At 75.1% G+C, this 26,090-nt stretch carries 22 protein-coding genes and 1 riboswitch; of the genes, 14 read left to right on the forward strand and 8 right to left on the reverse strand.

Going from position 1 to position 26,090, the window contains the following annotated elements:
• Nucleotides 1-67 precede the first annotated feature (67 nt).
• The 6 genes from ANAEK_RS08425 to ANAEK_RS08450 all read left to right on the forward strand — a co-directional run bounded on the left by ANAEK_RS08425 (nt 68) and on the right by ANAEK_RS08450 (nt 8,834).
• The gene (locus ANAEK_RS08425) at nt 68-970 is read left to right on the forward strand and encodes a LysR family transcriptional regulator (protein ID WP_012525727.1); all 903 of its coding nucleotides are present in this window, start codon (nt 68-70) and stop codon (nt 968-970) included.
• Between the two features lie 67 nt (nt 971-1,037).
• On the forward strand, nt 1,038-1,778 hold the full coding sequence (locus ANAEK_RS23605) for a translation initiation factor 2 (protein ID WP_304411952.1): 741 nt from the start codon (nt 1,038-1,040) through the stop codon (nt 1,776-1,778).
• Between the two features lie 13 nt (nt 1,779-1,791).
• Nucleotides 1,792-3,027 carry an RIO1 family regulatory kinase/ATPase gene (locus ANAEK_RS08435; protein ID WP_012525729.1) on the forward strand — a complete coding sequence of 412 codons (1,236 nt, stop codon included), beginning with the start codon at nt 1,792-1,794 and terminating at the stop codon, nt 3,025-3,027.
• A gap of 210 nt (nt 3,028-3,237) precedes the next feature.
• Entirely contained in the window at nt 3,238-5,520 is a 2,283-nt protein-coding gene (gene ccsA, locus ANAEK_RS08440) for a cytochrome c biogenesis protein CcsA (RefSeq protein WP_012525730.1), read from the forward strand.
• 70 nt (nt 5,521-5,590) lie between these two features.
• Entirely contained in the window at nt 5,591-6,091 is a 501-nt protein-coding gene (locus ANAEK_RS08445; protein ID WP_012525731.1) for a rubrerythrin family protein, read from the forward strand.
• A 208-nt stretch (nt 6,092-6,299) separates the two neighbouring features.
• Nucleotides 6,300-8,834, forward strand: a complete 2,535-nt coding sequence (locus ANAEK_RS08450; protein WP_012525732.1) for an ATP-binding protein — start codon at nt 6,300-6,302, stop codon at nt 8,832-8,834.
• Between the two features lie 86 nt (nt 8,835-8,920).
• On the opposite strand, the gene ANAEK_RS08455 is transcribed toward ANAEK_RS08450, so the two are convergent.
• A complete protein-coding gene (locus ANAEK_RS08455) occupies nt 8,921-9,391 on the reverse strand; it encodes a nuclear transport factor 2 family protein (protein WP_012525733.1) in 471 nt (156 codons plus the stop codon).
• 203 nt (nt 9,392-9,594) lie between these two features.
• On the opposite strand from ANAEK_RS08455, the gene ANAEK_RS08460 reads away from it, so the two are divergent.
• The gene (locus ANAEK_RS08460) at nt 9,595-10,725 is read left to right on the forward strand and encodes a LuxR C-terminal-related transcriptional regulator (RefSeq protein WP_012525734.1); all 1,131 of its coding nucleotides are present in this window, start codon (nt 9,595-9,597) and stop codon (nt 10,723-10,725) included.
• A gap of 225 nt (nt 10,726-10,950) precedes the next feature.
• Here ANAEK_RS08460 and ANAEK_RS08465 read toward each other — a convergent pair whose 3' ends face one another.
• Nucleotides 10,951-11,511 carry a hypothetical protein gene (locus tag ANAEK_RS08465; protein ID WP_232288405.1) on the reverse strand — a complete coding sequence of 187 codons (561 nt, stop codon included), beginning with the start codon at nt 11,509-11,511 and terminating at the stop codon, nt 10,951-10,953.
• Between the two features lie 317 nt (nt 11,512-11,828).
• Between ANAEK_RS08465 and ANAEK_RS08470 the strand changes: the two genes are divergently transcribed.
• From ANAEK_RS08470 to ANAEK_RS08490, 5 genes are all read left to right on the forward strand, one after another.
• Nucleotides 11,829-12,683 carry a MaoC family dehydratase gene (locus ANAEK_RS08470; RefSeq protein WP_012525736.1) on the forward strand — a complete coding sequence of 285 codons (855 nt, stop codon included), beginning with the start codon at nt 11,829-11,831 and terminating at the stop codon, nt 12,681-12,683.
• Between the two features lie 142 nt (nt 12,684-12,825).
• A riboswitch (cyclic di-GMP riboswitch) is annotated at nt 12,826-12,908 on the forward strand.
• 108 nt (nt 12,909-13,016) lie between these two features.
• Entirely contained in the window at nt 13,017-14,333 is a 1,317-nt protein-coding gene (locus ANAEK_RS08475; RefSeq protein ID WP_012525737.1) for an acetamidase/formamidase family protein, read from the forward strand.
• Nucleotides 14,334-14,419: 86 nt separating this feature from the next.
• Entirely contained in the window at nt 14,420-16,081 is a 1,662-nt protein-coding gene (locus tag ANAEK_RS08480) for a methyl-accepting chemotaxis protein (protein WP_012525738.1), read from the forward strand.
• Between the two features lie 8 nt (nt 16,082-16,089).
• Complete coding sequence (locus ANAEK_RS08485; protein WP_012525739.1) at nt 16,090-16,665, forward strand: chemotaxis protein CheW; 576 nt, start codon at nt 16,090-16,092, stop codon at nt 16,663-16,665.
• Nucleotides 16,666-16,808: 143 nt separating this feature from the next.
• Entirely contained in the window at nt 16,809-17,066 is a 258-nt protein-coding gene (locus ANAEK_RS08490; RefSeq protein WP_012525740.1) for a nitrogenase-stabilizing/protective protein NifW, read from the forward strand.
• A 12-nt stretch (nt 17,067-17,078) separates the two neighbouring features.
• Here the strand turns inward: ANAEK_RS08490 and ANAEK_RS08495 are convergent, their stop codons facing one another.
• The 6 genes from ANAEK_RS08495 to ANAEK_RS08520 all read right to left on the reverse strand — a co-directional run bounded on the left by ANAEK_RS08495 (nt 17,079) and on the right by ANAEK_RS08520 (nt 23,822).
• The gene (locus ANAEK_RS08495) at nt 17,079-17,801 is read right to left on the reverse strand and encodes a YebC/PmpR family DNA-binding transcriptional regulator (protein ID WP_012525741.1); all 723 of its coding nucleotides are present in this window, start codon (nt 17,799-17,801) and stop codon (nt 17,079-17,081) included.
• Between the two features lie 185 nt (nt 17,802-17,986).
• Nucleotides 17,987-18,931: a DMT family transporter gene (locus ANAEK_RS08500; RefSeq protein ID WP_012525742.1), complete on the reverse strand. Its 945-nt coding sequence runs from the start codon at nt 18,929-18,931 to the stop codon at nt 17,987-17,989.
• Entirely contained in the window at nt 18,928-19,644 is a 717-nt protein-coding gene (locus ANAEK_RS08505; RefSeq protein ID WP_012525743.1) for an ABC transporter ATP-binding protein, read from the reverse strand. Before ANAEK_RS08505 ends, ANAEK_RS08500 begins: the two co-directional genes overlap by 4 nt.
• Nucleotides 19,645-19,657: 13 nt before the next feature.
• Nucleotides 19,658-21,616, reverse strand: a complete 1,959-nt coding sequence (locus ANAEK_RS08510; protein ID WP_012525744.1) for an ATP-binding cassette domain-containing protein — start codon at nt 21,614-21,616, stop codon at nt 19,658-19,660.
• Nucleotides 21,617-21,629: 13 nt separating this feature from the next.
• Nucleotides 21,630-22,508, reverse strand: coding sequence for a branched-chain amino acid ABC transporter permease (locus tag ANAEK_RS08515; protein WP_012525745.1), 879 nt, complete (start codon nt 22,506-22,508; stop codon nt 21,630-21,632).
• An 81-nt stretch (nt 22,509-22,589) separates the two neighbouring features.
• A complete protein-coding gene (locus tag ANAEK_RS08520) occupies nt 22,590-23,822 on the reverse strand; it encodes an ABC transporter substrate-binding protein (protein WP_012525746.1) in 1,233 nt (410 codons plus the stop codon).
• A gap of 304 nt (nt 23,823-24,126) precedes the next feature.
• On the opposite strand from ANAEK_RS08520, the gene ANAEK_RS08525 reads away from it, so the two are divergent.
• Nucleotides 24,127-24,909: a sulfite exporter TauE/SafE family protein gene (locus tag ANAEK_RS08525; protein WP_012525747.1), complete on the forward strand. Its 783-nt coding sequence runs from the start codon at nt 24,127-24,129 to the stop codon at nt 24,907-24,909.
• A gap of 186 nt (nt 24,910-25,095) precedes the next feature.
• Nucleotides 25,096-25,812, forward strand: coding sequence for a PilZ domain-containing protein (locus ANAEK_RS08530; RefSeq protein ID WP_012525748.1), 717 nt, complete (start codon nt 25,096-25,098; stop codon nt 25,810-25,812).
• Nucleotides 25,813-26,090 lie beyond the last annotated feature (278 nt).

Here is a 26,090-nt window from a genome sequence, read left to right on the forward strand (position 1 = left end):
CGGATGGACCATAGGCAGAGCTGATGGCCGGCTCCCGGCCGCGCAGGGGATCTGATAGCCTGCGCGGGTGCGCCGCCTCGATCCCCGCAAGCTCGAGACCTTCCGCGTGGTCGCGCAGGCCCGGAAGATCTCCACCGCCGCCAAGCTGCTCCACCTGTCGCAGCCGGCGGTGACCGCGCAGATCCGCGCGCTCGAGGAGGAGTGCGGCCGCGCGCTGCTGGTCCGCTCGTCGAAGGGCGTCACCCCCAACGACTGGGGGCTGCGGCTGCTCGACACCGCGAAGCAGGTGCACGCCTTGCTCGGCGAGGTGGAGGGCGCGTTCCTGGAGGAGCCGGGCGTGGGCGAGGAGGTGGTGCTCGGCGCGAGCATGACCACCGCCTCCTACGTCGTCCCGCCGCTCGTCGCCGGCTACCGGGCGGTGCACGGGCGCGCCCCGTTCCGGATGCAGGTCGCGAACACCGCGCGCGTGCTGGAGTGGGTGGCCGACGGCAAGGTGCCGCTCGGGATCGTGGAGGGCCGGCTGCGCTCGCCCCGCGTCCACCTGGAGCGCTACCTGGAGGACGAGCTGGTGGCGGTCGCCGCCGCATCCGCCCGCGACCTGCTGCGCATCTCCCGCGCGGCCGACCTCGCCTCGGCGCCGCTGCTGCTGCGCGAGCCCGGGTCCAACACCCGCGCGCTGGTGGAGGAGGCGCTGGCCGGCGTCCTCGGGGCTCGCTCGGTGCGGCGGTCCGAGCTCCTGTTCGGCTCCAACCAGTCCATCAAGATGGCCGCGGTGGCGGGGCTGGGCGTGGCGTTCGTCTCGCGCTGGAGCGTCCAGCTCGAGGTGGCCGCCGGCACGCTGCGCATCCTCCCGTTGCGCGACCTGCGGCTCACCCGGTCCTTCTCCTGGGCGACCGCCTCGCCCCGCCTCCAGGGGGCCGCCGGCCGGTTCCAGGCCTGGGCCCGCCAGCACCCGCCGCCCAGGCCCTAGGCCGGCGCGGAGCCGGGTCCCCGCGGCGCTTTGTCGGCGCCGGCCGATGGTGTATGGCTACGGCCCCATGAAGACCCTGACCGAGCTGAGCGGCACCCTCATCCGGACGGCGGCGGCGGCGATCGCGGCCGCGCGGCGCAACCTCCCGGCCGAGCCCGAGCCCGTCGCGGCGGCGCCTGCCCCCGCGGCCACGCCCGAGGCGGCGCCCGACGCCGCTCCCGAGGCGGCCGCGTCGGCCGAGGCGGCACCGGCCACCGACGCGCAGCCCGAGGCGGTCGCGCAGCCCGAGGCCGCGGCGCCCGCCGCGCCGGCGCCCCAGGGCGAGAGCGAGGCCGTGAAGGCCGCGCTCGACGCCGCGGTGTCCGGGGCGACCGGGGTGTCCGGCGATCGCCTGGCGCTCCTCCGCGCCGCGGTCGAGGTGGTGGGACGCCGCGCCGAGGACGTCCGGCTGGTCCGGGTCTTCGGGGTCGAGGAGCCGGTCGCCGGCGCCAAGACGCTCGGCGACCACCAGTTCCTGGTGGACCTGTTCCCCGCGAGCATGAAGCAGACGGCCGGCGGCGACCGCGACGATCGCGGCGGGCGCCGGGGTGGTCGCGGCGGCCGGGGCGGGGGAGGCGGCGGCCGCGGCGGTGGCGGCAAGGGAGCCGGCGCGGCGACCGGCGGCTTCTCCATGGACTCGCTGCGCGAGGACCGCCGCAACGAGCGCGGCGGCGGGCGCGGGCGGCCGGGCGGCGGCGGCCGGCGGCCGGGTGGCCCGGGCGGCGGGCGCGGTCCCGGCGGCCCCGGCGGCGGCGCGCCGAAGAAGTAGCGCCCTCTCGCGCATGCACGACCCGCTCGCACCGCTCCTCGCCGACGGCGTGGTCGAAGCCGTCGGCGCGCGCCTGAAGACCGGCAAGGAGGCCGAGGTCTGGCTCGTCCAGGCCGGCGGCGAGGTGGTCGCGGCCAAGGTCTACAAGGCCCGCCAGACCCGCACCTTCCGCAACGACGCGGCCTACCGCGAGGGCCGCCGCGTCCGCGACAGCCGCACGCAGCGCGCCATGGACCGTGGGAGCCGCTTCGGCCAGGCGGCCGCGGAGGAGGCGTGGAAGGCGCGCGAGGCCGACGCGCTGCACGCGCTCCACGCCGCGGGCGTGCGGGTCCCGCGCCCGGTGCTGTTCTACGAGGGCGTGCTGCTCATGGAGCTGGTCGTCGGGCCGGACGGCCACCCCGCGCCGCGCCTGGTGGACGCGCGCGTGCCGCGCGAGCGCGCCGCCGCGCTCTACGCCGACCTGCGCGCGCAGGCGGTGCGCATGCTCTGCTGCGACCTCATCCACGGCGACCTGTCGCCGTACAACGTGCTGCTCGGGCACGACGGCCCGGTGGTGATCGACTTCCCGCAGGTGGTCGGCGCCGCGCACAACGGCCAGGCGGAGGCGTTCTTCCGGCGCGACCTCGAGAACCTGCGCCGCTTCTTCGCCGCCCTCGATCCCGCGCTCCACGCCGCCGCGGGCGACGCGCGGGAGATCTGGCGTGCGTACGTCCGGCGCGAGCTGACCCCCGACTTCGTCCCGTCCGGCCGCGCGCCGGAGCCCGCGCCGCGCGCTCCCGCGCACCCGTCCGCCCGCGCCGGTGGTCGTGGACAGCCCCAGCGGCCGCACGCCGCGGCTCCGCACGCCGCGCCCACGCAGCCGGCGCCCGCGCCCACGCACGCGGCGCCCGCGCGCGCTGCACCCGCGCATGGGGACGCGCCGCAGCGGCGCGCCCCCGGGAACCGGCAGCGCGGGCCGGGCCCCGGCGATCGCGGCGGCCGCCCCGGCGACCGCGGCGCCCGCCCTGCAGACCGCGGGGGCCGCCCAGCCGATCGCCGCGAGCACGGCGGGGATCGCGGCGGCGAACGGCGCCGCGCCGGTGCCGCCCCCGGACCCGAGGTGATCCGCGTCGAGCGCCTGCCGCTCGCCGGCCCACGCGACCGGCCCGGCCACGCGCAGCCGCCGCGCCCCGGGTCGGGGACGCCCTCCCAGCACGGTCGCGGACCCGGGCCCCGCCCCGGCGGCCCGCGACGCGGTCCGCGGCGCTGACGGGCCCCTGCGGCGCGATGTCGCGCCCCGCCCACGCCCGCCAGAAGAGCCCTCGCCTCGGCCACTTACCCCTGCGCCGCGCCGTCCGTCGGCCGCCGGTTCGGTGCGCGTCCGGGACGCCCCTGGTGGTACCATGCCGCCGCTTTCCCCCGAAAGCGCCGCGCCGGCACACACCCCGGCCCGGAGCCCTTCCGCTGCAGAGGTCGTTCGATGCCGAAGCTCCTCGCCCTGCTGTCCTCCCTCAAGCTCGCCGTGATCCTGCTCGTGCTGCTGCTGCTCGGGCTGTCGGCGGGCACGATCATCGAGTCGCGGTCCGGCGTCGAGGTGGCGGGTCGGCTCGTCTACTACGCGCCCTGGTTCCTGGCGCTCCAGGCGCTGTTCACGGTGAACGTGGTCGCGTCGCTCGTCGCGCTGTTCCCGTACGGGAAGATGCGGATCGGCTACCTGCTCACCCACGGCTCGCTGGTGCTGATCCTGGTCGGCGCGCTCGTCACCTACTTCTTCAAGGTGGAGGGGACGCTCGGCCTGTGGGAGGGCCAGACCGGCAACGAGATCGACCAGGTGGAGAACGGCCAGCTGGTGGCGCGACACACGCTGCCGTTCTCGGTCCGGCTGATGGACTTCCAGATCGACCACTACCCGGGGACGATGCGCCCGGCGCAGTTCCGCAGCTACGTGGTCATCCTCGACGCGCAGACCGGGGCCGGCACGCCCGGCGCGCTCTGGATGAACCACCCGCTGGAGGTGGCGGGGTACACCATCTTCCAGTCGAGCTACCAGCAGGAGAACGGGCGCGAGGCGTCGGTCTTCTCGGTGTCGAAGGACCCGGGCCAGCCCATCGTCTTCGCCGGCTACGTGCTGCTGGTGCTGGGCATGTGCGTGGTGTTCGGCACCCGCATCGTGCAGCGCCGCCGCGCCGCCGCGCTGCTCGCGAGCCTGGCCGTGCTCGCGCTGGCGCGCCCCGCCGCCGCGGCGGACGAGGTGACGAAACGCGAGGTAGAGACGCCCCGCATGCTGCTGATGGACGCCGACATGGCGGCGCTGCGCCGCCTGCCGGTGCAGGCCGACGGCCGCCTCATGCCGCTCGACACCTGGGCGCGCGAGAACGTCTGGAAGATCACCGGGCGGCGGCAGTGGCAGGGCCGGGACGCGGTGGCCGTGGCGGCGGGCTGGCTGGCCAACCCGCAGCTCGCCGCCGAGGATCCGGTGATCGCGCTCGACGACGCCGAACTCGCCGCGGCGATCGGCCTGCCCGGCGCCACGCACGCGGCGCTGGTGCAGGTGGCGCGCAGCCCGCAGTTCGGGCAGCTCATGCGGCAGGCCTCCGAGCAGGAGGCGCGCAACGAGCCGCGCCGCGGCGTCCTCGCCGACGTCGAGAAGCTCTACGAGCGCGCCCAGCGGATGGGCGATCTCATCTCCGGCGGCGTGCGGCCGGTGCCGGTGGGCGGGCCGGCCGAGGCGCGCTGGAACCCGGCGCCGCAGCCCGGGCTGCCCGGCCTGCTCGAGGTGGCCCGCGGGCCGCGCCTGGAGGGCTGGCCGTCTGCCGCCGCGATGGATCGCGAGGTCTCGTACAATGCCACGCGCCCGAGCCGCATCGCCTGGATCGTGCTGGTGGGCGCGCTGGTGGCCGCGATCGCCGGCTGGCGCACGCGGAACCGCACGCTCGACGCGGCGGCCGCGGTGCTGCTGGTGATCGGGTTCGGGGTGATGACCTGGGGCCTCGGCACGCGCTGGGCGGTGGGCGGCCGCGTGCCCGCGTCCAACATGTACGAGTCGATGCTGTTCCTGGCGTGGGGCGTGGGCCTGTTCGCGCTCGTCGCGCTCGTCTTCATCCGCAACCGCCTGGTGCTCGTGAACGCGAGCGCCGGCGCCACGCTCACCATGCTCCTGGTGGACCTGCTGCCCATGGACGGCTTCATCCACCCGATGCCGCCGGTGCTCACCGGCACGCCCTGGCTCGCCATCCACGTGCCCATCATCATGGTGAGCTACGCGGTGCTGGCGCTCGGGGTGATCATCGCGCACATGCAGATCGCGTTCGGCGCGCTGGCGCCCAGGCGCGAGGACCTCATCGAGAAGATGGCCGACCTGAACTACTGGTACACGATGGTCGGCTCGATCCTGCTCATCGCCGGCATCCTCACCGGCTCGATCTGGGCGGCGTCGTCCTGGGGCCGGTACTGGGGCTGGGATCCGAAGGAGGTCTGGTCGCTGGTCGCGTTCCTCGCGTACATGGCCATCCTGCACGGCCGCTCCGACCGGCTCCTCGGCCGCTTCGGCGTGGCGGCCTGGAGCATCATCGCCTTCCAGACCATCCTCATGACGTACCTCGGGGTGAACTACGTCCTCGGGACCGGGCTCCACGCGTACGGCTTCGGCGACTCGCCCATCGTGATCTGGATGGTGCTCATCGCGCTGGCCGAGATCGCGTTCCTGGCCTGGGGCGGGTTCGCCCAGCGCCGCGGCCAGGCGCGCACGCCGGCGGCCGGGTAGCGCGGGCCGCCGGGCGGCGTCCCCGATCCCGACGCGCGATCGTCCACCCACACGCAGGAGGAGACAGCCGATGCCCACCACCGCGGAGAACCTGGAGGTCGCGTTCGCCGGCGAGAGCCAGGCCAACCGGAAGTACCTCGCGTTCGCGAGGAAGGCGGAGAAGGAGGGCTACCCGCAGATCGCCCGCCTGTTCCGCGCGGCGGCCGACGCCGAGACGATCCACGCGCTGGCCCACCTGCAGAACATGGGCGGCGTCGGCTCGACGCTCGAGAACCTGCGCGAGGCGGTCGCGGGCGAGACCTACGAGTACACCGAGATGTACCCGCCCATGGTCGAGCAGGCCATCGCCGAGCAGCACAAGGCGAAGACCATGCTCGACTGGGCGAACCGGGTGGAGAAGGTGCACGCCACCCTGTTCAAGCAGGCGCTTGCGGCGCTCGAGGCCGGGCAGGACCTGTCGAAGATGGACGTGTACCTGTGCCCGGTCTGCGGCGACGTCGAGTTCGGCGTCCCCACCGACAAGTGCCCGGTGTGCGGCACGCCCGCGTCGCGGTTCGAGAAGATCGCGTGAGGGATCACCCGGGGTCGCGGCGCCGAGCGCCGCGGCCCCGGCGCCGCGCCGGGGGCGCACGGCGGCGCGGTTCCAGAAGCGCCTAGTGCCGACGGGCGCCCCCGGAAGCTTCGCGCCGCGATGCGCGGAGCCCGCCCGGCGGAGGCAGGACCCAGGGTTCGGCCCCCAGGGTCCTGCGGCGCGGCGCCACGCTGACCAGATCGCAGGCATGCCCCGCCGCGAGGCAGAGCCGCCCGCCGGCAGCGAGCCCTCGCGCGAGGAGGCGACGGGCCCGACCTCGGCCGATCCGCAGGTGTCCCTGCGCGAGCAGTTCGCGAAGCTGGCCGAGAGCGTGCCGGGCGTGATCTGCTCGTTCCGGCTCCGGCCGGACGGCACCGCCTCGATGCCCTTCGCGACGCCCGCCGCGGAGGAGCTGTACGGCGTGTCGCGCGAGGAGCTCGCGCGGGACATGTCCGCCTGGGCGCGCAACGTCCACCCCGACGACCTGCCCGGCGTGGTCCGGCGGATCGCAGCGTCCGCCCGGACGCTCTCGCGCTGGCACGACGTGTTCCGGTACCAGCACCCGACGCGCGGGCTGCGCTGGATCGAGGGCTGGTCGTCGCCGCAGCCGGAATCCGGCGAGGGGGTGATCTGGCACGGCTACGTGACCGACGTCACCGCGCACAAGCAGCTCCAGGAGCACCTGCGGGAGAGCGAGCGCAAGCTGAGGGAGGTCATCCGCGCCTCCGGGGCCGCCTACTTCGAGCACTCCGCCGATCTCTCCAGCGGCTTCGCCACGCCGCGGATGGCGGAGATCCTGGGCTTCGCGCCGGAGGCGCTCCCGGTCTGCCCGGCGCTCGTGCCCTGGCTGATGGAGCGGCTGCACCCCGAGGACGCGCCCGGCTTCGTGTCCGCGATGGCCGAGTACGCCACCGGCAAGGCCGCCGAGCTCGAGCGCGAGCTGCGGGTGCGCGGCCGGGAGGGCTGGCGCTGGGTGCGGCTGGTGATCACCGCGGTCACCCGGAGCGGGCACCGCCCGGACCGGAGCGCGGGGCTGGTGTTCGACATCACGGAGCGCATGGACGCGGAGGCGCGGCTCCTGGCCGATCGCTCCGCGCTGGAGCGGCTGCACGAGGTGTCCGCCCGGCTGGTGAGCGAGGACGCGCTCCCCACGCTGCTCGAGGCCGTGATGGACGCGGCGCTGGCGGTGGCGGGCGCGCGCATGGGGACGCTCCACATCCTGGAGGAGGGCTCCTCCGCGCTCCGCCTCGTGGCGCAGCGCGGCTTCCCGCCCGACGTGGTGCGGTCGCTCGCGGAGGTGCCCGACGATCCCGTCGCCTGCCCCGAGCGGCTGCGCGGGAAGGAGCGGCACGTGGTGGAGGATGCGCGCGCGTGCCCGCACCTCGCCGGGACGCAGGCGCAGCGGCTGCTCGAGGACGCCGGCGTGCGGGCGCTGCAGTCCACGCCGCTCATCGCCCGCGACGGGCGGCCGCTCGGGATGATCTCCACGCACTGGCGCGAGCCGCACCGGCCGGACGACGTGACGCTGCGGATGCTCGACCTGCTGGCCAGGCAGGCCGCGGATCTGATCGAGCACCGCCGGCGCGAGCAGGCGCTGCGCGACGCGGATCGGCGGAAGACGGACTTCCTGGCGGTGCTCTCGCACGAGCTGCGCAACCCGCTCGCGCCGATCCGCAACGCGGTCTACCTGCTGCACCACGCGCCGCCCGGCGGACCGCAGGCGGAGCGGGCGCGCGCGGTCATCGAGCGGCAGGCGGATCACCTCGCCAAGCTGGTGGACGACCTGCTCGACCTCAGCCGCGTGAACTTCGGGAAGATCGCGCTGCAGCGCACGGTGCTCGACGCCCGCGAGGTGGTGCGCCGCACCTGCGACGACCTCCGGCCCCTGTTCGACGAGCGCGGGCCGGCGCTGCACCTCGACCTGGACGATCAGCCGGTGTGGGTGGACGCCGATCCGACGCGCCTCGCCCAGATCGCGGGCAACCTGCTCACGAACGCGGCGAAGTTCACGCCGCCCGGCGGGCGGGTGGCCGTGACCGTGCGCGCGGAGGGTGGGAGCTGCGTGCTGCGGGTCCGAGACACCGGCGTCGGGATCGATCCGGGCCTCCTGGAGGCGATCTTCGAGCCGTTCGCCCAGGCGGAGCGCACCCGCTGGACCGCGCGCGGGGGGATGGGGATCGGCCTCTCGCTGGTGCGCAGCCTGGTGGGCATGCACGGCGGGACGGTCGTCGCCCGGAGCGAGGGGGCCGGCCGCGGCGCGGAGCTGGTGGTGACGCTCCCGCTGGCCCCGCAGCACGCCGGCGTCGCCGGGCGAGCCCCGACGCCCGCCGTCCCGCGCCTCGACCTGGTGCTCGTGGAGGACGAGGCCGACGGGCGTGAGACGCTGGGCGAGATCCTGCGCATGCAGGGGCACGAGGTCCGCCTCGCCGCCGACGGACGCCAGGGGATCGAGGCCGTCCGGGAGCGGCTGCCGGACGCGCTCATCTGCGACGTGGGGCTGCCCGACCTGAACGGCTACGAGGTGGTGGCGCGCGTCCGCGCCGTGCCCGGAGGCGCCGCCACGTACGCGGTGGCGCTCACCGGGTATGCGCAGCCCGACGACGTGCAGCGCGCGCGCGACGCCGGGTTCGACGCCCACCTCGCGAAGCCGCCCGACCTCGACCAGCTCGAGCGACTGCTCGCGGAGGCCGCCGCGCGTCGGGCGCGCCGCGCGCCGGCGGTGGAGCCGGTGCCGCCTCCCTGAGCCCCCGGGCCCCTGCGGCGACGCGGGCGCGCCGGCGGCGATCCGGGATCGCGCGGACGCGCCAGGTCGACGGGCGCGCGGCCCGATCACCCCGGGGTCGCGGCGCCGCGCGCCGCCGCCGCGTCGCCGCGCTGGCCGCGCACCGGCGGCGCGAGCTGCGCCCGGAGCGCGGCCACGTCGAACCACAGCTCCTCGCGCGAGATCCGGTCGCCGCGCAGCTCGAACACGTGCAGCATTCGGAACGTGGCCCGTCCGGACCAACCGGCCAGCCCGCAGAAGCTCGCGTCGGCGATCGTCCCGGTCCACTCGGTCTCGTCCACCAGGAACCCCTCGCCGTACCGGCGCGCGATGGGGCGCACGCCCTCGCCGCGCAGGTCCTCGAAGAGCTGGCGGTAGAAGCCCCGGGCGGCCTCCTTCCCGGAGAGCGGCCCCCAGGTCGATCCCACGCAGCGGTGCTGCAGGTCCTCGGTGAACGTGGAGAGGACGCCGTCGAGATCGTCGTGCGCCTCCTGCTCGAAGTGCCGGTTCACCAGCCGATCCATCTCGTCCTGGGTCATGTCGCCTCCTCTGCCGGCCGGCTCCGCCGCCGCGCCTCGCCGAATCTCGCGCCGGCGTTGGCCGGCCACCATCCGACGGCCGTCGGGGCATGGGCCGCGCCGTCCGCCGCGAACCAGTTGGAGCGGGCGCTGGCGCCGCGGCGGGCGCGGCCGCTATGGGGACCGGCACCGGCGGCGCCGCGCGCCCCGGGCGAGGGGGCCGCATGCCGGATCGCCGGGCGGGGACGGAGCGCGTGGAGCGGGACGTGGCGGCGCTTTGCCGGCGGGGCCTGCCCTGGACCACGCTGTGGGAGGCCGCCCGCGGCCGCGTCGCGGACGCGATCCCGTTCGAGGCGGCGGCGTTCGCGGCCACCGACCCGGCCACGCTCCTGCCCACCACCGGCGTGCTCCACGAGCTGCCCGACCGCTACTGCGCCGCCATCCTCGACAACGAGATCCGCGAGGACGACTACGACAAGCTGTCCGCGCTCGCCCGCGGGCGGCGGCACGTGGGCGTCCTCGGCGTGAGCACCGCCGGCCGTCCGGAGCGGAGCGCCCGCTTCCGCGAGGTGCTCGCGCCCATCGGGCTCGGCCGCCAGGCGCGCAGCGCGTGCGTGGCGGGCGGCGGCTGCTGGGCCTGGCTCGACCTGTACCGCGAGCGCGGGCGGCCGGAGTTCACGGGGCCCGAGGCCGAGGCGCTGGGGCGCATCGCCCGGAGCCTCGCGGAGGCGCTCCGCGCGTCGCTGCTCCTGGAGGGCGCGTCGGCGCGCGCGCCGGAGGACGCGCCGGGGCTGGTGCTGCTCGGGCCCGGGCTGGAGCGGGTCGCGGCCGATGCGGCCGCGGAGCGCTGGCTGGAGGAGCTGGGCGCGGACGGGGCGGCGCCGCCGCTGGTGCTCCAGGCGGTCGCCGCCGCCGCGCGCCGGCGCGACGAGGCGGGGGAGGCGGGGGAGGCGGCCGGGCCGCCGCGGGTGCGGGCCCGCGCGCGCTCCGGACGCTGGCTGACCGTGCACGGCTTCCGGCCCGCCGGCCGCGCGGGCGTGGAGCTCGCCGCGCTGATCGAGCCGGCTGCGCCGGTGGAGCTGGCCGAGCTGCAGGTCTGCGCGTTCGGGCTGACGCCGGCGGAGCGCCGGGTGCTGCAGCTCACGCTGCAGGGGCTCTGCACCAAGGAGATCGCGGCGGCGCTGGGCATCTCGCCCTACACCGCGCGCGACCACCTCACCCACGTCTTCGACAAGACCGGCGCCCGCAGCCGCGCGCAGCTGTTCGCGCGCCTCGCCGCGGCGCGCCCGCCCGAGCGCGCCCGCGCCGCCGGGCCCGGCGCGATCCTGGCCGGTGGCGCGCGCGAGGAGGCCTGAGAGCACGTGAACCCATCCCCTCCCGTCGCCGCGGCGGCCGATCCGCGTCGCATCGCGTCGTTGCTCCTCCCTCACATGCCGACGGGCATGCTCGGTCGTCGCGCCTCGCGCTGCTCGCGTCTCGACCGCCTGGCTCGGTCCGGGGATGGATTCACGCGCTCTGACCGGCCGGGCCGAGCGCGATCCGCGAACCCCCGCCGGGGATCGCGGATCGCGAGCGGTCGTTCAGGGGCAGGACAGCGCCGGGTTCCACTGCGCGAACGTGCCCTCCGGGTTGTTGCGCCAGATCCAGACGTGCAGGTCGTAGTGCCAGGGCTCGCCGGGCCCATGGCCCTCCATCGGCCCCTGGAACGCCTGGCCGAACAAGCTCGGGCGCGGCGGAACGTCGGCGGCGTCGGGCGGGGTGCTCCCGATCCAGGGGGCGCCGTCGTGGAAGATGGGCAGGACGTACTCGACGCCCACCAGCGCGAGCCCGTCGGCGGTGGGCAGGTACAGCAGGGCCTCGGGCGCGTCCGCCTCGATCGACGGATCGAGCAGCCGCGCCAGGTTGATGTAGTGGATCCCCATGGCGCCGGCGGGCGACGCGACGCACGGGCTCAGCGGCACGAAGCCCTCCGCCTCGGCGACCGCGACGTCGTGGTAGCGCGCGCTCGCGGCGCGCGCGGCCGCCAGCGCCTGGCCCTCCGACGCGGCGCGCGCCGCCGCCGAGGCCGCCGCCGCGTCGTCCTCCGGCGCCTGCCCGCCGCACCCGGCGACCGCCGCCGCCAGCGCCGCCGCGCCCGCCATGGAACCGAACCTCGTCCGCATGCTCCTCGAGGCCATCCGTCGTCCCTCCGCGAGCGATCGCCCGCACCGTTCGGCGCCGCCGCCGCCGTGCCCCCGCACGCGGCGGTCGTCGCACATGGGCGCGCACGCTACGCCGGAGGCGATGGCGGAGACATCCGACGTTCGTACGGATCGTGCGCGGCCGGAGAGGGCGTAACCGCGCGCTGGCGCCCGCCCAGGCGCCCGCCCTACCGGCCGGGTGGTCGTGTCCGCCCCTGCCTTCCCGCGGCGGGGGGCGCCGCGCGGGCCGCGGCGCGGCGGATCGGGTAAGAAGGGCCGTGCACGTCACCCCGCCCCCCGGTCCCTGGACGGCCTACGCCCGCGCGCTCCTCTCGCGGAAGCCCCGCGTCGCCGCGCCGGGGCAGGGCGGGTTCGCGCTGGAGCAGCGCGCGGCAGGGATCCGCTCCGACCCGCGGCGGGTCGCGGCCTACCGCGAGGTGTGCGGGTTCGCCGCCGGCCCCGACCTGCCGGTCACCTATCCGCACGTGCTCGCCTGGCCGCTGCACCTCGCGCTCCTCACCGCGCCGGAGCTCCCGGTGCGGGCGCTCGGGCTGGTCCACCTCCGCAACCGGATCGACGCGCTCCGACCGCTGCCCGAGGGCGTGCCGCTCGAGCTGCGCGCGCGGCTCTCGGGCCTGCGCGAGGCAGGGCGCGGCCAAGAGCTGGACCTGGTGACCGAGGCATGGGCCGCCGGTGAGCTGGCGTGGCGGGAGGAGGCGGTGCTGCTCGCTCGCCGCCCCGGCGCCGGCCGCGGTCCACCTGCGCCCGCGGACGCGGATCCCGCCGGCGCGGACGAGCGCCGCTGGGACGTGCCGGCCGCGATCGGGCGCCGGTACGCGCGCGCGTCGGGTGACTTCAACCCCATCCACCTCTCCGCGCTCACCGCCCGCGCGTTCGGCTTCGAGCGGGCCATCGCGCACGGCATGTGGTCGCTCGCGCGGATCGCCGCGGAGCTCGGCCCCGGGCTGCCAGCGGGGCCCGTCCGGCTGGACGCCTCGTTCAGGGCGCCGGTGCTGCTGCCGGCCGCCGTGACGCTGAGGCGCTGGGCGATCGCGGAGGGGCTCGGGTTCGCGCTGCGCGATCGGGGCGGGAGCCGTCCCCACGTGCTCGGCGCGCTCACGACGCGCCCCTGAGCGACCCGGTTCACGGTGAGCGGATGTGCGTGGGGCGGCGCGCCGCGCGCAGGCCCCCGCATGACTCCCGTTGGGTACACCGACGGTACTGCGACGCTGAGTCTTGACCTCCTAGGGGGGAGTCTCTTACGGTGAAGGGCACCACGCTTCAGGGCAATTCACCCGCACGTAGGGTGAAGCGCAAAGCCGCGGGTCCGGCGACGCCGGACGGCCGTGGCCGCCGTGGCGAGACCGGTTCTCCGGCCCCAGCCCACGTCTGCCCAGAGCACGCGTGGGCTTCGTCGTTTCGACGGGGCGGACGTGGTGAGGACGGACCAGCCAGGAGACGCGTCAATGAGCGTGAAGCACGACAAGAGTCACGAGGCCGGGGCGACGCACGACTTCCACGGCGGCATCTGCGGCTGCTGCGGGCCGAGCGCGACGCGCGGGATGTCGGGCGCCGAGGTGGACCTCGCCGTCGAGCAGCGCGGCGAGCGCCTCACGCGGCTCGACGAGGTGCGCGGCGACGACGTGGACCACCTGCTCTCGGCGCGCAGCCGGCGCGGGTTCCTGAAGGCCGGCGGCCTGTTCGGCGCGCTGGCGGCGGCGGCGCCGGTCCTCTCCCGCGCTCGCGCGGAGGGCAACGGCGGCTACAGCCTGTTCCAGCAGGGCGGCGGCCGGGTGCACGTGGTCGAGTCCACCTACGAGACCACGAAGTGGGGCATCTTCGACTCCAACCTGCCCGATGTCGTCCAGATCGAGTCCGGGGACGTGGTCTCGTACCCGAACACCTGGAGCCACTTCCTCAACGACCTGCAGCCGGGCATGCCGATCGAGGAGATCGCGCGGCTGCGCCTCGCCCACCCGGGCGTCGGGCCGCACTCGATCATCGGCCCCGTCGGCGTGCGCGACGCCGAGCCGGGCGACGTGCTCGAGATCCAGTACCTGCGCGTCCGCCCCACCGACTGGGCGGTCTGCTTCAACAACCCCGGCGCCCTCGGCACCGGCGCGCTGCCCGACGCGTTCCCGCAGGGGCAGGCCAAGTACTTCGACCTCGACACCGCCAACAACACCTCGGAGTTCGCGCCGGGCATCCAGCTCCGGCTCGCGCCGTTCCAGGGCACCATGGGCGTCGCGCCGGCGAACGGCGTGTTCCCCACGCCCCCGGGCCACGCCTACGGCGTCATCAGCTCGGTGCCGCCGGGGCAGCACGCCGGCAACGTGGACTGCCGCGAGGCGGGCGAGGGCTCGCGCCTGTTCGTCCCGGTGTTCCAGCGCGGCGGCAAGATCTTCACCGGTGACTCGCACGCGCTCCAGGGCGACGGCGAGGTGACGCTCACCGCGATGGAGACCGCGATGAAGGAGATCCGCGTCCGCGTGATCCTCCACAAGCAGGTCGCGCTCGCCTGGCCGATGCACGAGACGCCGGACGCCTGGATCGTCCACGGCACGAACCCGGACCTCGACACCGCGTTCCGCATCGCCCTGCTGAACGCGATCGACTTCCTCGAGGCCCGCGCCGGCCTGACCCGCCTCGACGCCTACGCCCTCTGCAGCCTCGCGGTCAGCTTCCGCGTGACGCAGGTGGTGAACGGGCAGAAGGGCATCTACGGCGTCATCCCGAAGCGCATCTTCCACCCGCAGCTCCGCGCCGCGATGGGCGTGATCTAGCCCGCGGCCGGATCGCCGCTCCGCCGGGCTCCCGGCGGGGCGGCGGTCCACCCCGTCACGCCCGCTCTTCTTCACCAGAGGTCACCATGCGGAAGTTCTCGATCGGCGTCCGCCTCACCTTCGCCTTCATGCTCGTCACCGCCGCGTTCGTGGCGGTCGGCTTCTTCGCGCTGTCGCGCCTGGCCCAGCTCGACCAGGGGCTGGACGAGGTGGCGCGCCAGCGCCTCCGCTCGCTCGAGATGGCGATCCGCGGGCTGCACGTGACGGCGCAGCAGGCGAACCACGTCGGCGTGATGCTCTCGACCGACGATCCCGCCGAGGCGCTCCGGCGCATCGAGACCATCCTCGAGCTGCGCAAGGAGGCGCAGCGGGCGAACGAGGAGGGCGACAAGCTCGCCGCGATGGAGGGCGGCATCACGGTGGTGGACAACGAGCGCACCAAGCAGGTGCTCGCGGAGCTCGCGGTGCGCCGCGCCCACCTCGGCAAGACGTTCCAGAAGACGCTCGAGACCGCCCGCACGCTGAACCTGGCCGAGACCAAGCGCGTGACGCGCGACGACCTCGTGCCGGCGCTGACCGCGGTCGAGTTCGGCTGGTCGGACTACACGAAGGCGCAGGGCGCGCAGATGCAGGAGGCGGCCGAGGCCGGGCACGCCATGTACGAGTCGGCCCGGGTGCTGGTGGTGGCGGTGCTGCTCTCCACCGCGGTGATCGCGATCGTGCTCTCGTTCTGGGTGACGCGCACCATCGTCCTGCCGCTCGGCAGCGCGGTGAAGGCCGCCGACCGGATCGCGGCGGGCGACCTGCGCGACGCCGTGGAGGTCTCCGGCCGCGACGAGCTGGGCAAGCTGCTCGCCGCCATGAAGACCATGGGCGAGAAGCTGGCGCAGGTGATCTCGGAGGTGCGCGCCGGCGCCGACGCGCTGGCCGGCGCCTCGTCGCAGGTCTCCTCCACCGCCCAGACGCTGTCGCAGGGCACCGGCGAGCAGGCCGCCAGCGTGGAGGAGACGACCTCCTCGCTCGAGGCGATGCACGCCTCCATCACGCAGAACGCGGAGAGCGCGCGCCAGACCGAGACCGCCGCGAAGGCCCAGGCGGGCAGCGCGGGCCGCAGCGGCACGGCCGTCACCGAGACGGTCGCGGCCATGCGCTCCATCGCGGAGAAGATCTCGATCATCGAGGAGATCGCGTATCAGACGAACCTGCTGGCGCTGAACGCGGCCATCGAGGCCGCCCGCGCCGGCGACCACGGCCGGGGCTTCGCGGTCGTCGCCACCGAGGTGCGCAAGCTGGCCGAGCGCGCGCAGAAGGCCGCCGGCGAGATCGGCACGCTGGCCGAGAGCTCGCTCTCGGTGGCCGAGGAGAGCGGGCGGCTCATCACCGACCTCGTCCCGGCCATCCAGAAGACGGCCGACCTGGTGCAGGAGGTGGCGGCGGCGTCGCAGGAGCAGAGCGACCGCGTCTCGCAGGTCAGCAAGGCCATGGGGGTGGTGGACCAGGTCACGCAGCGGAACGCCACCGCGGCCGAGGAGCTCAGCTCCACCGCCGAGGAGCTGGCGTCGCAGGCGGAGGGCCTGCAGCAGCTCATGGGCTTCTTCACCGTGCGCGAGGAGCGGCGAAGCGCGCCGCGCCACCTCCCCCTGCGCGCGCCGGCCCCCGCGCCGCTTCCGGCGCTGGACCGCCCCTGGCCGCAGCCCGAGCCGCGCAACGGCAAGCCCGCCGCAGCGGGCGAGTTCAAGCGGTTCTAGGGGCGGCCATGCGCGACGCGGTCGAGGCGGCGGGCGAGCAGGCGCAGTACCTGTCGTTCCGGATCGACGGGATCGACTACGCGGTCCCCATCCTGAAGGTCCGGGAGATCCTGCAGCACGAGGAGATCACCCGGGTGCCGGGCACGCCGCCCTCGGTCCGCGGGGTGCTCAACGTCCGCGGGGCGGTGGTGCCGGTGGTGGACCTGGCCGTGAAGTTCGGCGGGTCCGCCTCCCGGCCCGGGCGCTTCACCTGCGTTCTCGTGGTCGAGGTGGAGGTGCCGGGCGGCCGGCTCACGCTCGGGGTGCTGGCCGACGCGGTCAACGAGGTGGTGGCGCTCCGCGCCGACGAGGTCGAGCCCTCGCCGTCGTTCGGGACCGGCGTGAGCGTCGAGTACCTGGTGGGCATGGGCAAGGTGGGCCGCGGCTTCGTGCTCCTCCTCGACCTGGACCGGGTCCTGGCGGCGGGCGATCCCGAGCCGGAGCGCGCCGGCGACGCCCGGGCGGACGTGCCGGGCGACGCCTCCGAGGAGGCAGCGCAGCCGCCCGAGGCGATCGCGGCGGAGGGCGCCGCCGCGCCGGCCTGACGGGCGCGCGCTGCCCGGAAATCCGGCATCCGGCGTCGCCGAGGCGACGCCGCCCGCGTCGGCTGCGGCCGCATCGCGCGGTTTCGCGGGCCGGGCCGCGCTGGCACGCACCGCGCATCTCCGGTGCGCGGAGGTGCCAGGCGATGGGACGAGCGCTGGAGGCGGTGCGGACGCTGGACCTGCCGCGGCTGTTCGCGTACTTCGGGGTGGAGGCCGACCTGCAGCGGGTCGAGGCGAGCCGGCTCGCCATCGCCACCCGGTTCGACGCGGAGGTCCGGGAGCTGATCCGGCTCTGCCCGGCGCTGCGCGAGCGGGAGCGCTTCACGGTGCTCCGCGAGGCGCTCCGGCTCGCGTACGAGGTCGGGACGCGGGCCGTCGAGGGCGCCGGCGCGGCCCGCTGACCTGCCGCGAGCCTAGGCCAGGTTGTGGAAGACGTGCTGGACGTCCTCGTCCTGCTCGAGCGCGTCCACCAGCTCGAGCACCTCGCGCGCCTGCTCCTCGCCGAGCTGCACCGGCGTCTGCGCCACGTACTCGGACTCGGCCGAGAGCACGTTGAGCTTCCGCTCCTCCAGGGCGGCCTGGAGCTGGCCGAAGCTCTCGAACGCGCAGCGGATGACGAGCAGCTTCTCGCCCTTCTCGCCGGTGCTCTCGCCCATCTCCTCCAGGCCGTGGTCGATGAGGTCGAGCTCGAGCGCGTCCTGGTCGATGCCCTCGGGCGCGAGGCGGAACACGCCCATGCGGCGGAACTGGAACGCCACGCTGCCGGTGTTCCCCATGTTGCCGCCGTTGTTCTTGAAGTGCATGCGCACGTTCGCGACGGTGCGGACCACGTTGTCCGTCGCGGTCTCGACCATCACCGCCACGCCGTGGGGCGCGTAGCCCTCGTAGACCACCACCTCGTACGCCTGCTGGTCCTGGCCGCTGGCCCGCTTGATGGCGGCCTCGACCTTGTCCTTCGGCATGTTGAGGTGGCGGGCGTTCTGCAGGACGCGGCGCAGGGCGGGGTTGTTGTCCGGGTTCGGGCCGCCCCCCTTCACCGCGATGGCGATGTCCTTGCTGATGCGCGTGAAGGCCTTCGCCATCTTGTTCCACCGGGCGAACATGGTGGCCTTGCGCGTCTCGAAGATGCGACCCATGGGCTGTCCTCGCTCCGGGGACCGGCGTCCAGCCCGTCGTCCCCGCGCCCGGCGGATATCTCACCCCCGGCCCCGGACGCAACACCTTCCCGCAGCCGCCCGCGGGCGGCGCCCGGCGGCCGGGCGGGCCGGCGCTGGCCCGGGATGGCCGGGATCGGTCCGGACTGGCCGGACGGGCGGCGCGCTCAGGCGGTGGCGCGCCCCCGGCGCCCGGAGGTCCCGGCGAGCGTCACGCCGCCGAGCACCAGCGCCAGGCCGGCCAGGTGGAAGGGCCGGAACGCCTCGCCGAGCAGCGCCACCGCGAGCAGGGAGCCGAAGGCCGGCATGAGGTGGATGAACGGGCCGGCCCGGTTCGCGCCCACGCGCGCGACCCCTTCGTTCCAGAGCCGGTAGGCCAGCACCGAGGCGAACACCGCCACGTAGGCCACGCTCGCCACCGTCACGCCGTCGAGCGCCATCCGCGCGCCCGAGGCCAGCTCCCAGGCGTAGAACGGCGCGATCCAGGCGACGCCCACCGCCACCAGCGCCGCGAGCAGCGCCAGCGGGTCCACGCCGGCGGGCCGGCGCGCGAGGAGCAGGGTGTAGAGGGCCCAGCTCAGCACCGCGGCGAGCACCCACAGGTCGCCCGGGCCGAACGCGAGCCCGGCCAGCGCCGACAGCGTGCCGCGGCCCAGGATGACGAGCACGCCGGCGAGCGAGACCGCGATGCCCGCCACCTGGCGCCGCCCCGGGCGGCCGCCGCCCAGCAGCGGCGAGAGCGCCGCGATGAACGCGGGGCAGGCCGACTGGAGCAGGAGCGCGCTCGTGGCGGTGGTGCGGGTGAGGCCGAGGTAGACGAACAGGTTGAAGTTGCCGACGCCCAGGATGCCGAGCGGGATGACGATCCGCCACGCGCGGAGGATCGTCCGCCACTGCGCCGCCAGCGGGCGGCGCGCCAGCGGGAGGAGCAGGGCGAGCGCCACCGCCCAGCGCCAGAACGCGAGGCCGACCGGCGGCACGCGGCCGTGCACCGCCCGGCCCACCACGAAGTTGCCGGACCAGAACGCGGCCGCGAGCGCGAGGAACAGGTAGGCGGCGGCCGCGCCGCGCGCGCGGGGGGCGACGGCGGCCGCGGCCGGGGACGCGCTCACCCGAGGTAGGCCGCGAGCACGCGCTCGTCGCGGGCGAGCTCGGCGGGCGTCCCCTCGATGGCGATGCGGCCGCGCTCCATCACGTAGGCGTAGTCGGCGACCTCGAGCGCGGTCTTCGCGAACTGCTCCACGAGCAGCATGGTCATGCCCTCGGCCTTGAGCCGGCGGATGGTCCGGAAGACCTCCTGGACGATCACCGGCGCGAGCCCCATCGACGGCTCGTCGAGCAGCATCACCTTCGGCCGGGCCATGAGCGCGCGGCCGATGGCGAGCATCTGCTGCTCGCCGCCCGACAGCGTGCCGGCGGCCTGCCGGCGCCGCTCCTTGAGGCGGGGGAACAGCTCGTAGACGTGCTCGAGGTCGGCCGCGGCGCGGCCGTGGAAGCCGAAGAAGCGGGGCAGGCGGCGGTAGGCGCCGAGCAGCAGGTTGTCCTCCACCGAGAGCGGGCCGAACACCTTGCGCCCCTCCGGCGCGTGGGCGAGGCCGAGCCGCGCGATCCGCGAGGCCGCCTGCCCCTGCACCGGCGCGCCGTCGAGCAGCACCCGCCCGCGCGCGGGCCGGAGCAGCCCGGACACCGCCCGCATGGTGGTGGTCTTCCCGGCGCCGTTCGCGCCGATGAGCGCGACCACCGAGCCCGGCTTCACCTGGAGCGAGGTCCCCACCAGCACCTCGCTCAGCCCGTATCCCGCGTAGAGATCCTCGACGACCAGCATCTGGGGCTCCGTGTCAGGCCGGCGCGCCGGCGGCGGGCCGGGGCGCCGGTTCGGGCGCCACGTTGCCGAGGTAGGCCTCGACCACCCTGGGGTTGCGCTTCACCTCGTCCGGCGTGCCCTCGGCGATGAGCCGGCCGCCGTCGAGCGCGGTCACGGTGCTGCAGAGCGAGGTCACCACGTCCATGTGGTGCTCGATGAGCACCACCGTGATGCCGCGCTGGTGGATCCGCCGGATCAGCTCCACCTGCTTCACCACGTCGGGGTGGGCCAGGCCGGCCGCCGGCTCGTCGAGGATGAGCACCTCCGGGCGCCGCGCCAGCGCGCGGGCGATCTCGAGGAAGCGCTGCGCGCCGTAGGTGAGGTCCCTGGCCGGCGTGCGCGCCTGGTCGGCGAGCCCGACGAACTCGAGCAGCGCGAGCGCGTCGGCCTGCGCCCGCCGCTCCTCGGCGCGGCCGAGGCCGAGCAGCACGAGCGGGAGCGGCGCGCGGTAGACGCCCTGGAGCGCCACCATCACGTTCTCGAGCGCGGTGAGCCCGACGAACAGCTGCAGGTTCTGGAACGTGCGCGCGACGCCGGTGCGGGCGGTCTGGAACAGGCTGCCCGCGGGGAGCGGCCTCCCGCGCAGCGTCATCTCGCCGGAGCTGGGCGTGTAGAGGCCGGAGACCACGTTGACGAGCGTGCTCTTCCCGGAGCCGTTCGGGCCGATGAGGCCGTGCACCGCGCCGGCGCGCACCGTCAGGGTCACGCCGTCCACCGCCTTCACGCCGCCGAAGTGGCGCTTCAGGTCGCGCAGCTCGAGGATGGCGGCGCCGTCGGCGGTGCGCGGGGGCAGGACGTGGTCGAGCGGGGCGGGGGCGGGGAGCGGCGGCGGGGCGACGCGGAACAGCCGCGCCAGGAACTTGCCCGCGAAGCCCATCAGCCCCTCGGGCAGGCCCACCACCACCGCGAACAGCATCAGCGCGAAGATCGCCTTGCGCCAGTCCTCGGTGTTCTCGACCACCATGCCGCCCACCACCAGCGCGCCGGTGGCGACGGCCGGGGCGATGGCCTGGAACGGCCGCAGGGTGCGCCGGGCCAGGCCCCGGCCGCCGGCGGCGAGCGCCACCGCCAGGCCCAGGCCCGAGAACACCTGGAACAGGACGCGGTTGGAGAGCAGGTTCGGGAGCAGCGCCACCAGCGTCGCGCCCACGAACGCGCCCCACAGGCTCTTGCGCCCGCCCAGCACCACCCCGAGCAGCAGCGTGATGGTGAGCTCGTACACGAACGACTGCGGCTGCAGGTACTCGAAGTTGAACGCGTAGAGCGCGCCGGCCAGGCCGCCCAGGCCGGAGCCGAACGCGAACGCGGCCACCTTGTGGCGGTAGGTGCCGACGCCCATGGCGTCGGTGGCGATGGGGCTGTCGCGGAGGGCCTCGAACGCGCGGCCCCACTGGGAGGAGAGCAGGTTGCGCATGGCCCACCAGACGGCGGCGAGCAGCACCATGCACAGCCAGTAGAAGTCGCGCGGGCTGAGGTCGTGCCCGAGCAGCGGCGGCCGGTCGAGGCTCAGCCCCTGCGCGCCGGCGGTCAGCCACTCCAGCTCGTTCAGCGCGGTGGTGGTGAGCGCCAGGAAGCTGAGCGTGGCGAGCGCGAACTGCGGGCCCTCCAGGCGCAGCGAGGGCAGGGCCAGGAGCGCGCCGATCACGAACGCGATGGTGGGCGCGAGGAGGAGGACCGGCACGAGCCCCAGGCCGAGCTTCGTCACCGCGATGCCGGCGGTGTAGGCGCCCAGGCCCAGGAACGCGGCGTGCGCCAGGTTCACCTGGCCCAGGTAGCCGACGGTGACGTCGAGGCCGATGAGCAGGATGCCGTAGATGGCGAGCAGCGTGAGCAGGCCGAGCGCGTACGGGTTGTGGACGGCGAGCGGCACCGCGGCGAGCAGCGCGAACAGCACCACCTCGGCGCCGCGGACCAGGAGCAGTCGTCTCAGCATGGGGCGGCTCCGGTCAGACCTTGCGGATGGCGGCCTTGCCGAACACGCCGGTGGGGCGGACGGCCAGGGCCAGGATGAGGAGGGCGAGGCCCGGCGCCTCGCGCCAGCCGCTGCCCACGTAGAAGCTCGCCAGGCTCTCCAGGGCGCCGAGCAGCACGCCGACGAGCACCACCCCGAAGCCGGAGTCGAGCCCGGCCACCACCGCGACCGAGAACGCCTTCAGCACCAGCGCGGACGCCATGGTCGGCCCGACGGTGGTGATGGGCGAGACCAGGATGCCGGCGAGCGCCGCGACGGTGCCGGAGAGCGCGTAGGACAGCATGACGGTGCGGGTGGCGGAGATGCCCATCAGCTCGCCCGCGTCGCGATCGGCGGACACCGCCTCGAACGCCTTGCCGAGCAGCGTCCGGCGCTTGAACACCTCGATGAGCGCCATCACCGCGAGCACGCCCACCGCGACCGACAGCTCGAGCGGCGTCACGTCCACGCCGAGCACGTGGATCGGGTCGGAGGAGATGGGCGTGGGGAACGGCCGGTCGTCCCGGCCCCACACGTTCTCGGCGGCGGAGAACAGGAACAGCCCGAGGATGATGGTGAGGAGGATCCAGCCCTCGCTCTTCTGCTCGAGCGCGAGCCGGACCCCGGCGCGCTCCACCGCGAGGCCGAGCAGCGCCCCGAAGACGAGGCCGCCCGGCACCATGAGCCAGTACGGCACGCCCAGGTCGAGCAGCGTCAGGCTGAAGAAGGCGGACACCATCACCAGCTCGCCCTGGCCGAAGTTGAGGCTCTTGCTGGTGGCGTAGGTGAGCTGGAAGCCGTAGGCGATGAGGGCGTAGACGAGCCCCATCAACGCCCCGCTGATGGCCATCTGCGCGATGATCGACGCTGGCACGCGGGTCTGGTCCTCGGGGAGGCGGGGGGAGAGGCCTGCGGGCGCGGGGAGGAGGGGGACTCCTCCCCGCGCGCCGCGCGGCTACATCTTCTTCTGGGCGCCCTGCGCGAGGCGGGCGCGGTCGGACTCGTTCGCGAACACCACGCGCCCGTCCTTGACCATGCCCATCACCACCTGCTCGCGGCGGAACGCCTCGTGCGTCTCGACCTTCGACGGGTCCCACTTCGTGTACGGGTGGATCCAGGTCGCGATCACCCCCGGCACCGGCTCCTTCAGGTCCTCGAGCGCCTCGGCGATCTTGCGGGTGTCGGTGGTGCCGGCCTGCTTCACCGCGGCCGCGAACAGGTACACGGCGTCGTAGCCCTGCGCGGCGGAGACGGGCGACGGGATCCGGCTCACGCCGTACGCCTTGTGGTACGCCTCGATGAACGCCTTCGCCTTCGGGGTGACCGGCTCCTCGATGAACGTCTGCGGCATGAGCGTGCCGTTGCCGTTCTTCCCGGCGTTGTCGATGTAGTTGGACATGGACAGCGTCCAGCCGCCGATGAGCGGCGCCTTGATGTTCAGCTTGGCCATGCCGTTCGCGGCCACCGCGAGCTCGGGCCCGATGCCCCAGATCAGGATCGCCTGCGCGCCGCCGGCCTTGGCGCGGAGCAGCTGCGCGGTCATGTCCTTGTCGCCGATGTTGAACTTCTCGGTGGCGATCACCTGCAGCTTGTCGCCCTGGAGCTTGATCTGCCGGAGCAGGTCGTCGCGGCCGGACACGCCGTAGTTGGTGGAGTCGTGCAGGAGCGCGACCTTGGTGAACTTCCGGTTGATCGCCTCCTCGACCACCATGGCGGCCTGGATGCCGTCGTGCGCGGCGAAGCGGAAGATGGAGAGCGTCTTCGGCCCCTCGGCGCCCTTCGCCCACTGGGTCATCGAGGCCGAGCCGGCGGCGGGCGTGATGATCTTGGTGATGCCCTTCTCCTGCAGGTGCTTGTCGCCGGCCATCACCACGCCGGTGTTGACCGAGCCGATCACGCCGGCGAGGTCGGCCATCGAGGCCAGCTCCTGGCCGATGAGCGCGCCGCGCTCGTTCTTGGCCTCGTCGTCGCGCTCGACCACCTCGATCTTCAGCTTGCGCGCGCCGACCTGGATGCCGCCGGCGGCGTTGATCTCGGCGATGGCGAGCTTGGCGCCGTCCCGCATCGAGGCGCCCATGGGCGCGGACCCGCCGCTGAACGGCCCGGTGACGGCGATCTTGACGGAGTCGGCTGCCCCGGCGGGCAGGGCAAGTGCACAGAGAAGCAGGGTACCCAACAGCTTGGTCATGGATGGTGCTCCGTGGCTGGTGACGCGGAGTGAACGCAAAAAATACCTTGCGGGACACGCAAAATAAGCGCGGGCGCGCTACGCTAGCACGACGAATCGGTCACCCTGCTGGGGCCGGTCGATCCGAACCCGCCGGACTCGGGGTTCGATGGAGCGAGAGAATGCCTGTGTCGTCAGAGGGATGTGCCCAGGACTCGGAGGGGCGGGCCCTGCGGCGCCCTCGGACGCCGGGTGAAGCGATCGGCGATCCGGGCGCGCCAACCGTGCGCGCTCGGCCTGCGCGGGCTCGCGCGGAGGTGTGGGAATGACCCTCGCCGAGGCGGCGCTGCTCTCGGCCGCGGCCTTCGGGGCGGGCGCCCTCAACGCGGTCGCGGGCGGGGGAAGCTTCCTCACCCTGCCGGCGCTGGTGGTGGTGGGCGCCTCGCCCATCGTGGCGAACGCGACCGGCACGGTGGCGCTCCTGCCCGGCTACCTGTCCGGCACCTGGGGCTTCCGCGAGGACATCCGGCCGCCGCCGGGCCTCTCGCTCCGCGCGCTGCTGGTGCTCGGCCTCGCGGGCGGCGCGGCCGGCGCGGCGCTGCTGCTCCTCACGCCGGCGCCCGCCTTCCGGCGGCTCGTCCCGTGGCTGCTGCTCGCCGCGACCGCGCTGTTCGCGCTCGCGCCGCGCCTGCTCCGGGCCGCGCGCCGCGATGCGAAGGGCGCCGCGCACGCATCGCACGACGCGTCGGGATCGCCGGCCCGCTGGGCGGCGGCGGGCGTGCTCGCGGTGAGCGCCTACGGCGGCTACTTCAACGGCGGGCTCGGCGTGCTCCTGCTGGCGCTGTTCGCGCTCCTGGGCCAGACCGACCTGAACGCGATGAACGGCCTGAAGAACCTGCTCTCGGCGGCGCTCGCCGCGATCGCGGTGGCGCTCTACGCGGCGGGCGGGCTGGTGCGCTGGCCGGAGGCGGCGCTGATGACCGCGGGCGCGACGGCGGGTGGCTACCTGGGGGCGCGCGCGGCGCGGCACATCCCCGGGGCGTGGCTCCGCCGCGGGATCGTCGCCACCGGCCTCGCCATGGCGGCAGTGTTCTTCGCGCGGGGTTGATCCCGTTGCGTCTTGCCCCACCGGCGTGGCGACTCGCCCCGGAACGTGGGGCGCACTCACCGTGCGCCCGACACCGTCCCACCGCCGCGATCCGGTGACACCGCACCGCGATATGCCGCGGCGCCGCGGAAGCTGAGCAAGTGGGGCGAGGGGCCGGAGGGCCGGCGCCGCGTGCGAGGAGGCGGGATGGCATCGGGCAACGACGAGCGTCGCCGGCTGGCGCGGATCCCGCTCGCCTGCCGGGTGGTCGTCACCGAGAAGCTGGCGGAGTGGACGGGCGAGACGCTCGACATCGCCGCCCGCGGCTGCCGCCTGACGGCGCGGCGGCCGGTGAGCCCGGGCGCGCTGGTGCAGATCGCGATCGAGACGGGGGGCTCGCCGCTGCTGGCGCTGGGCCAGGTGGTGTGGGCCCGCCGGACGGCGCCGCTCGAGATCGGCGTGGCGTTCGCGGGCGACGTGCGCGGGGGCCCCTCGCCCGAGGCGGGGCACGGCGCCTGGCTCGACGCCCTGCTGGCGGAGCGGCTCCGGACGGTGCTGCGGCGCGGCGGGCGCCTGGGCGCGCTCGGCGCCGTCCAGCTGCAGCTCGGGGCGCCGCCGGGCGTGGCGCTGGGCGACGCGGAGACCGCGGTGCTGCGGCGCGTGCGCCGCGGCGATCCGCTCGGCCTCATCGCCTGCTCGCAGTCCGGCGCCGACGCGGTGCTGGCGCTGCTCGCCGCCGGCACCGTCACCGTGGCGCGGCCCACCGCCGATCCGGAGGGCTGGCGCCGCGCGTTCGCCGTCCTCACCGACTTCGCGCGCGAGGGCACGCCGCATCCCGTCGCGCCCGTGATCGTCCTCGACGCCGGCCGTCGCGCCGAGGTGGTGGACGAGCTCATCCGCGAGTACCTGCGCGACACGGCGTGAGCGGTCCCGTGCTCGAACCGACCGAGGCCTTTCTGAGCATCCGCTCGCCCTGAGCCTGTTGAAGGGCGAGCGGTCGCGTTCCCAGGTCGGAACCGCGTTCCTCGAAGCCGGGTCTCCGTGTGGGCGGGTCCTCGTTTGCGCTCCCGCCCTCGCCCGCTCTCGCGACGTGGAGGCGGAATGCTCGGCGCGGGACTTCGGTGGCAGGACGCGCGCGGATCGCGTTCGACGCACCTGGGCGCGCTCGCAAACTCGGCCGCGCGTATCGCTGGCGCGACGCG

The organism is Anaeromyxobacter sp. K (genome assembly GCF_000020805.1).
In the GTDB taxonomy this organism is placed as follows: domain Bacteria; phylum Myxococcota; class Myxococcia; order Myxococcales; family Anaeromyxobacteraceae; genus Anaeromyxobacter; species Anaeromyxobacter dehalogenans.

Bases quoted from the DNA above. Each gene is read 5' to 3' on its own strand.
- ANAEK_RS23605 (WP_304411952.1), top strand. From the start codon at position 1,038: ATGAAGACCCTGACCGAGCTGAGCGGCACCCTCATCCGGACGGCGGCG.
- ANAEK_RS08435 (WP_012525729.1), top strand. From the start codon at position 1,792: ATGCACGACCCGCTCGCACCGCTCCTCGCCGACGGCGTGGTCGAAGCC.
- ccsA (WP_012525730.1), top strand. From the start codon at position 3,238: ATGCCGAAGCTCCTCGCCCTGCTGTCCTCCCTCAAGCTCGCCGTGATC.
- ANAEK_RS08445 (WP_012525731.1), top strand. From the start codon at position 5,591: ATGCCCACCACCGCGGAGAACCTGGAGGTCGCGTTCGCCGGCGAGAGC.
- ANAEK_RS08450 (WP_012525732.1), top strand. From the start codon at position 6,300: ATGCCCCGCCGCGAGGCAGAGCCGCCCGCCGGCAGCGAGCCCTCGCGC.
- ANAEK_RS08455 (WP_012525733.1), bottom strand. From the start codon at position 9,391: ATGACCCAGGACGAGATGGATCGGCTGGTGAACCGGCACTTCGAGCAG.
- ANAEK_RS08460 (WP_012525734.1), top strand. From the start codon at position 9,595: ATGCCGGATCGCCGGGCGGGGACGGAGCGCGTGGAGCGGGACGTGGCG.
- ANAEK_RS08465 (WP_232288405.1), bottom strand. From the start codon at position 11,511: ATGGCGGGCGCGGCGGCGCTGGCGGCGGCGGTCGCCGGGTGCGGCGGG.
- ANAEK_RS08475 (WP_012525737.1), top strand. From the start codon at position 13,017: ATGAGCGTGAAGCACGACAAGAGTCACGAGGCCGGGGCGACGCACGAC.
- ANAEK_RS08480 (WP_012525738.1), top strand. From the start codon at position 14,420: ATGCGGAAGTTCTCGATCGGCGTCCGCCTCACCTTCGCCTTCATGCTC.
- ANAEK_RS08485 (WP_012525739.1), top strand. From the start codon at position 16,090: ATGCGCGACGCGGTCGAGGCGGCGGGCGAGCAGGCGCAGTACCTGTCG.
- ANAEK_RS08490 (WP_012525740.1), top strand. From the start codon at position 16,809: ATGGGACGAGCGCTGGAGGCGGTGCGGACGCTGGACCTGCCGCGGCTG.
- ANAEK_RS08495 (WP_012525741.1), bottom strand. From the start codon at position 17,801: ATGGGTCGCATCTTCGAGACGCGCAAGGCCACCATGTTCGCCCGGTGG.
- ANAEK_RS08505 (WP_012525743.1), bottom strand. From the start codon at position 19,644: ATGCTGGTCGTCGAGGATCTCTACGCGGGATACGGGCTGAGCGAGGTG.
- ANAEK_RS08510 (WP_012525744.1), bottom strand. From the start codon at position 21,616: ATGCTGAGACGACTGCTCCTGGTCCGCGGCGCCGAGGTGGTGCTGTTC.
- ANAEK_RS08520 (WP_012525746.1), bottom strand. From the start codon at position 23,822: ATGACCAAGCTGTTGGGTACCCTGCTTCTCTGTGCACTTGCCCTGCCC.
- ANAEK_RS08525 (WP_012525747.1), top strand. From the start codon at position 24,127: ATGACCCTCGCCGAGGCGGCGCTGCTCTCGGCCGCGGCCTTCGGGGCG.
- ANAEK_RS08530 (WP_012525748.1), top strand. From the start codon at position 25,096: ATGGCATCGGGCAACGACGAGCGTCGCCGGCTGGCGCGGATCCCGCTC.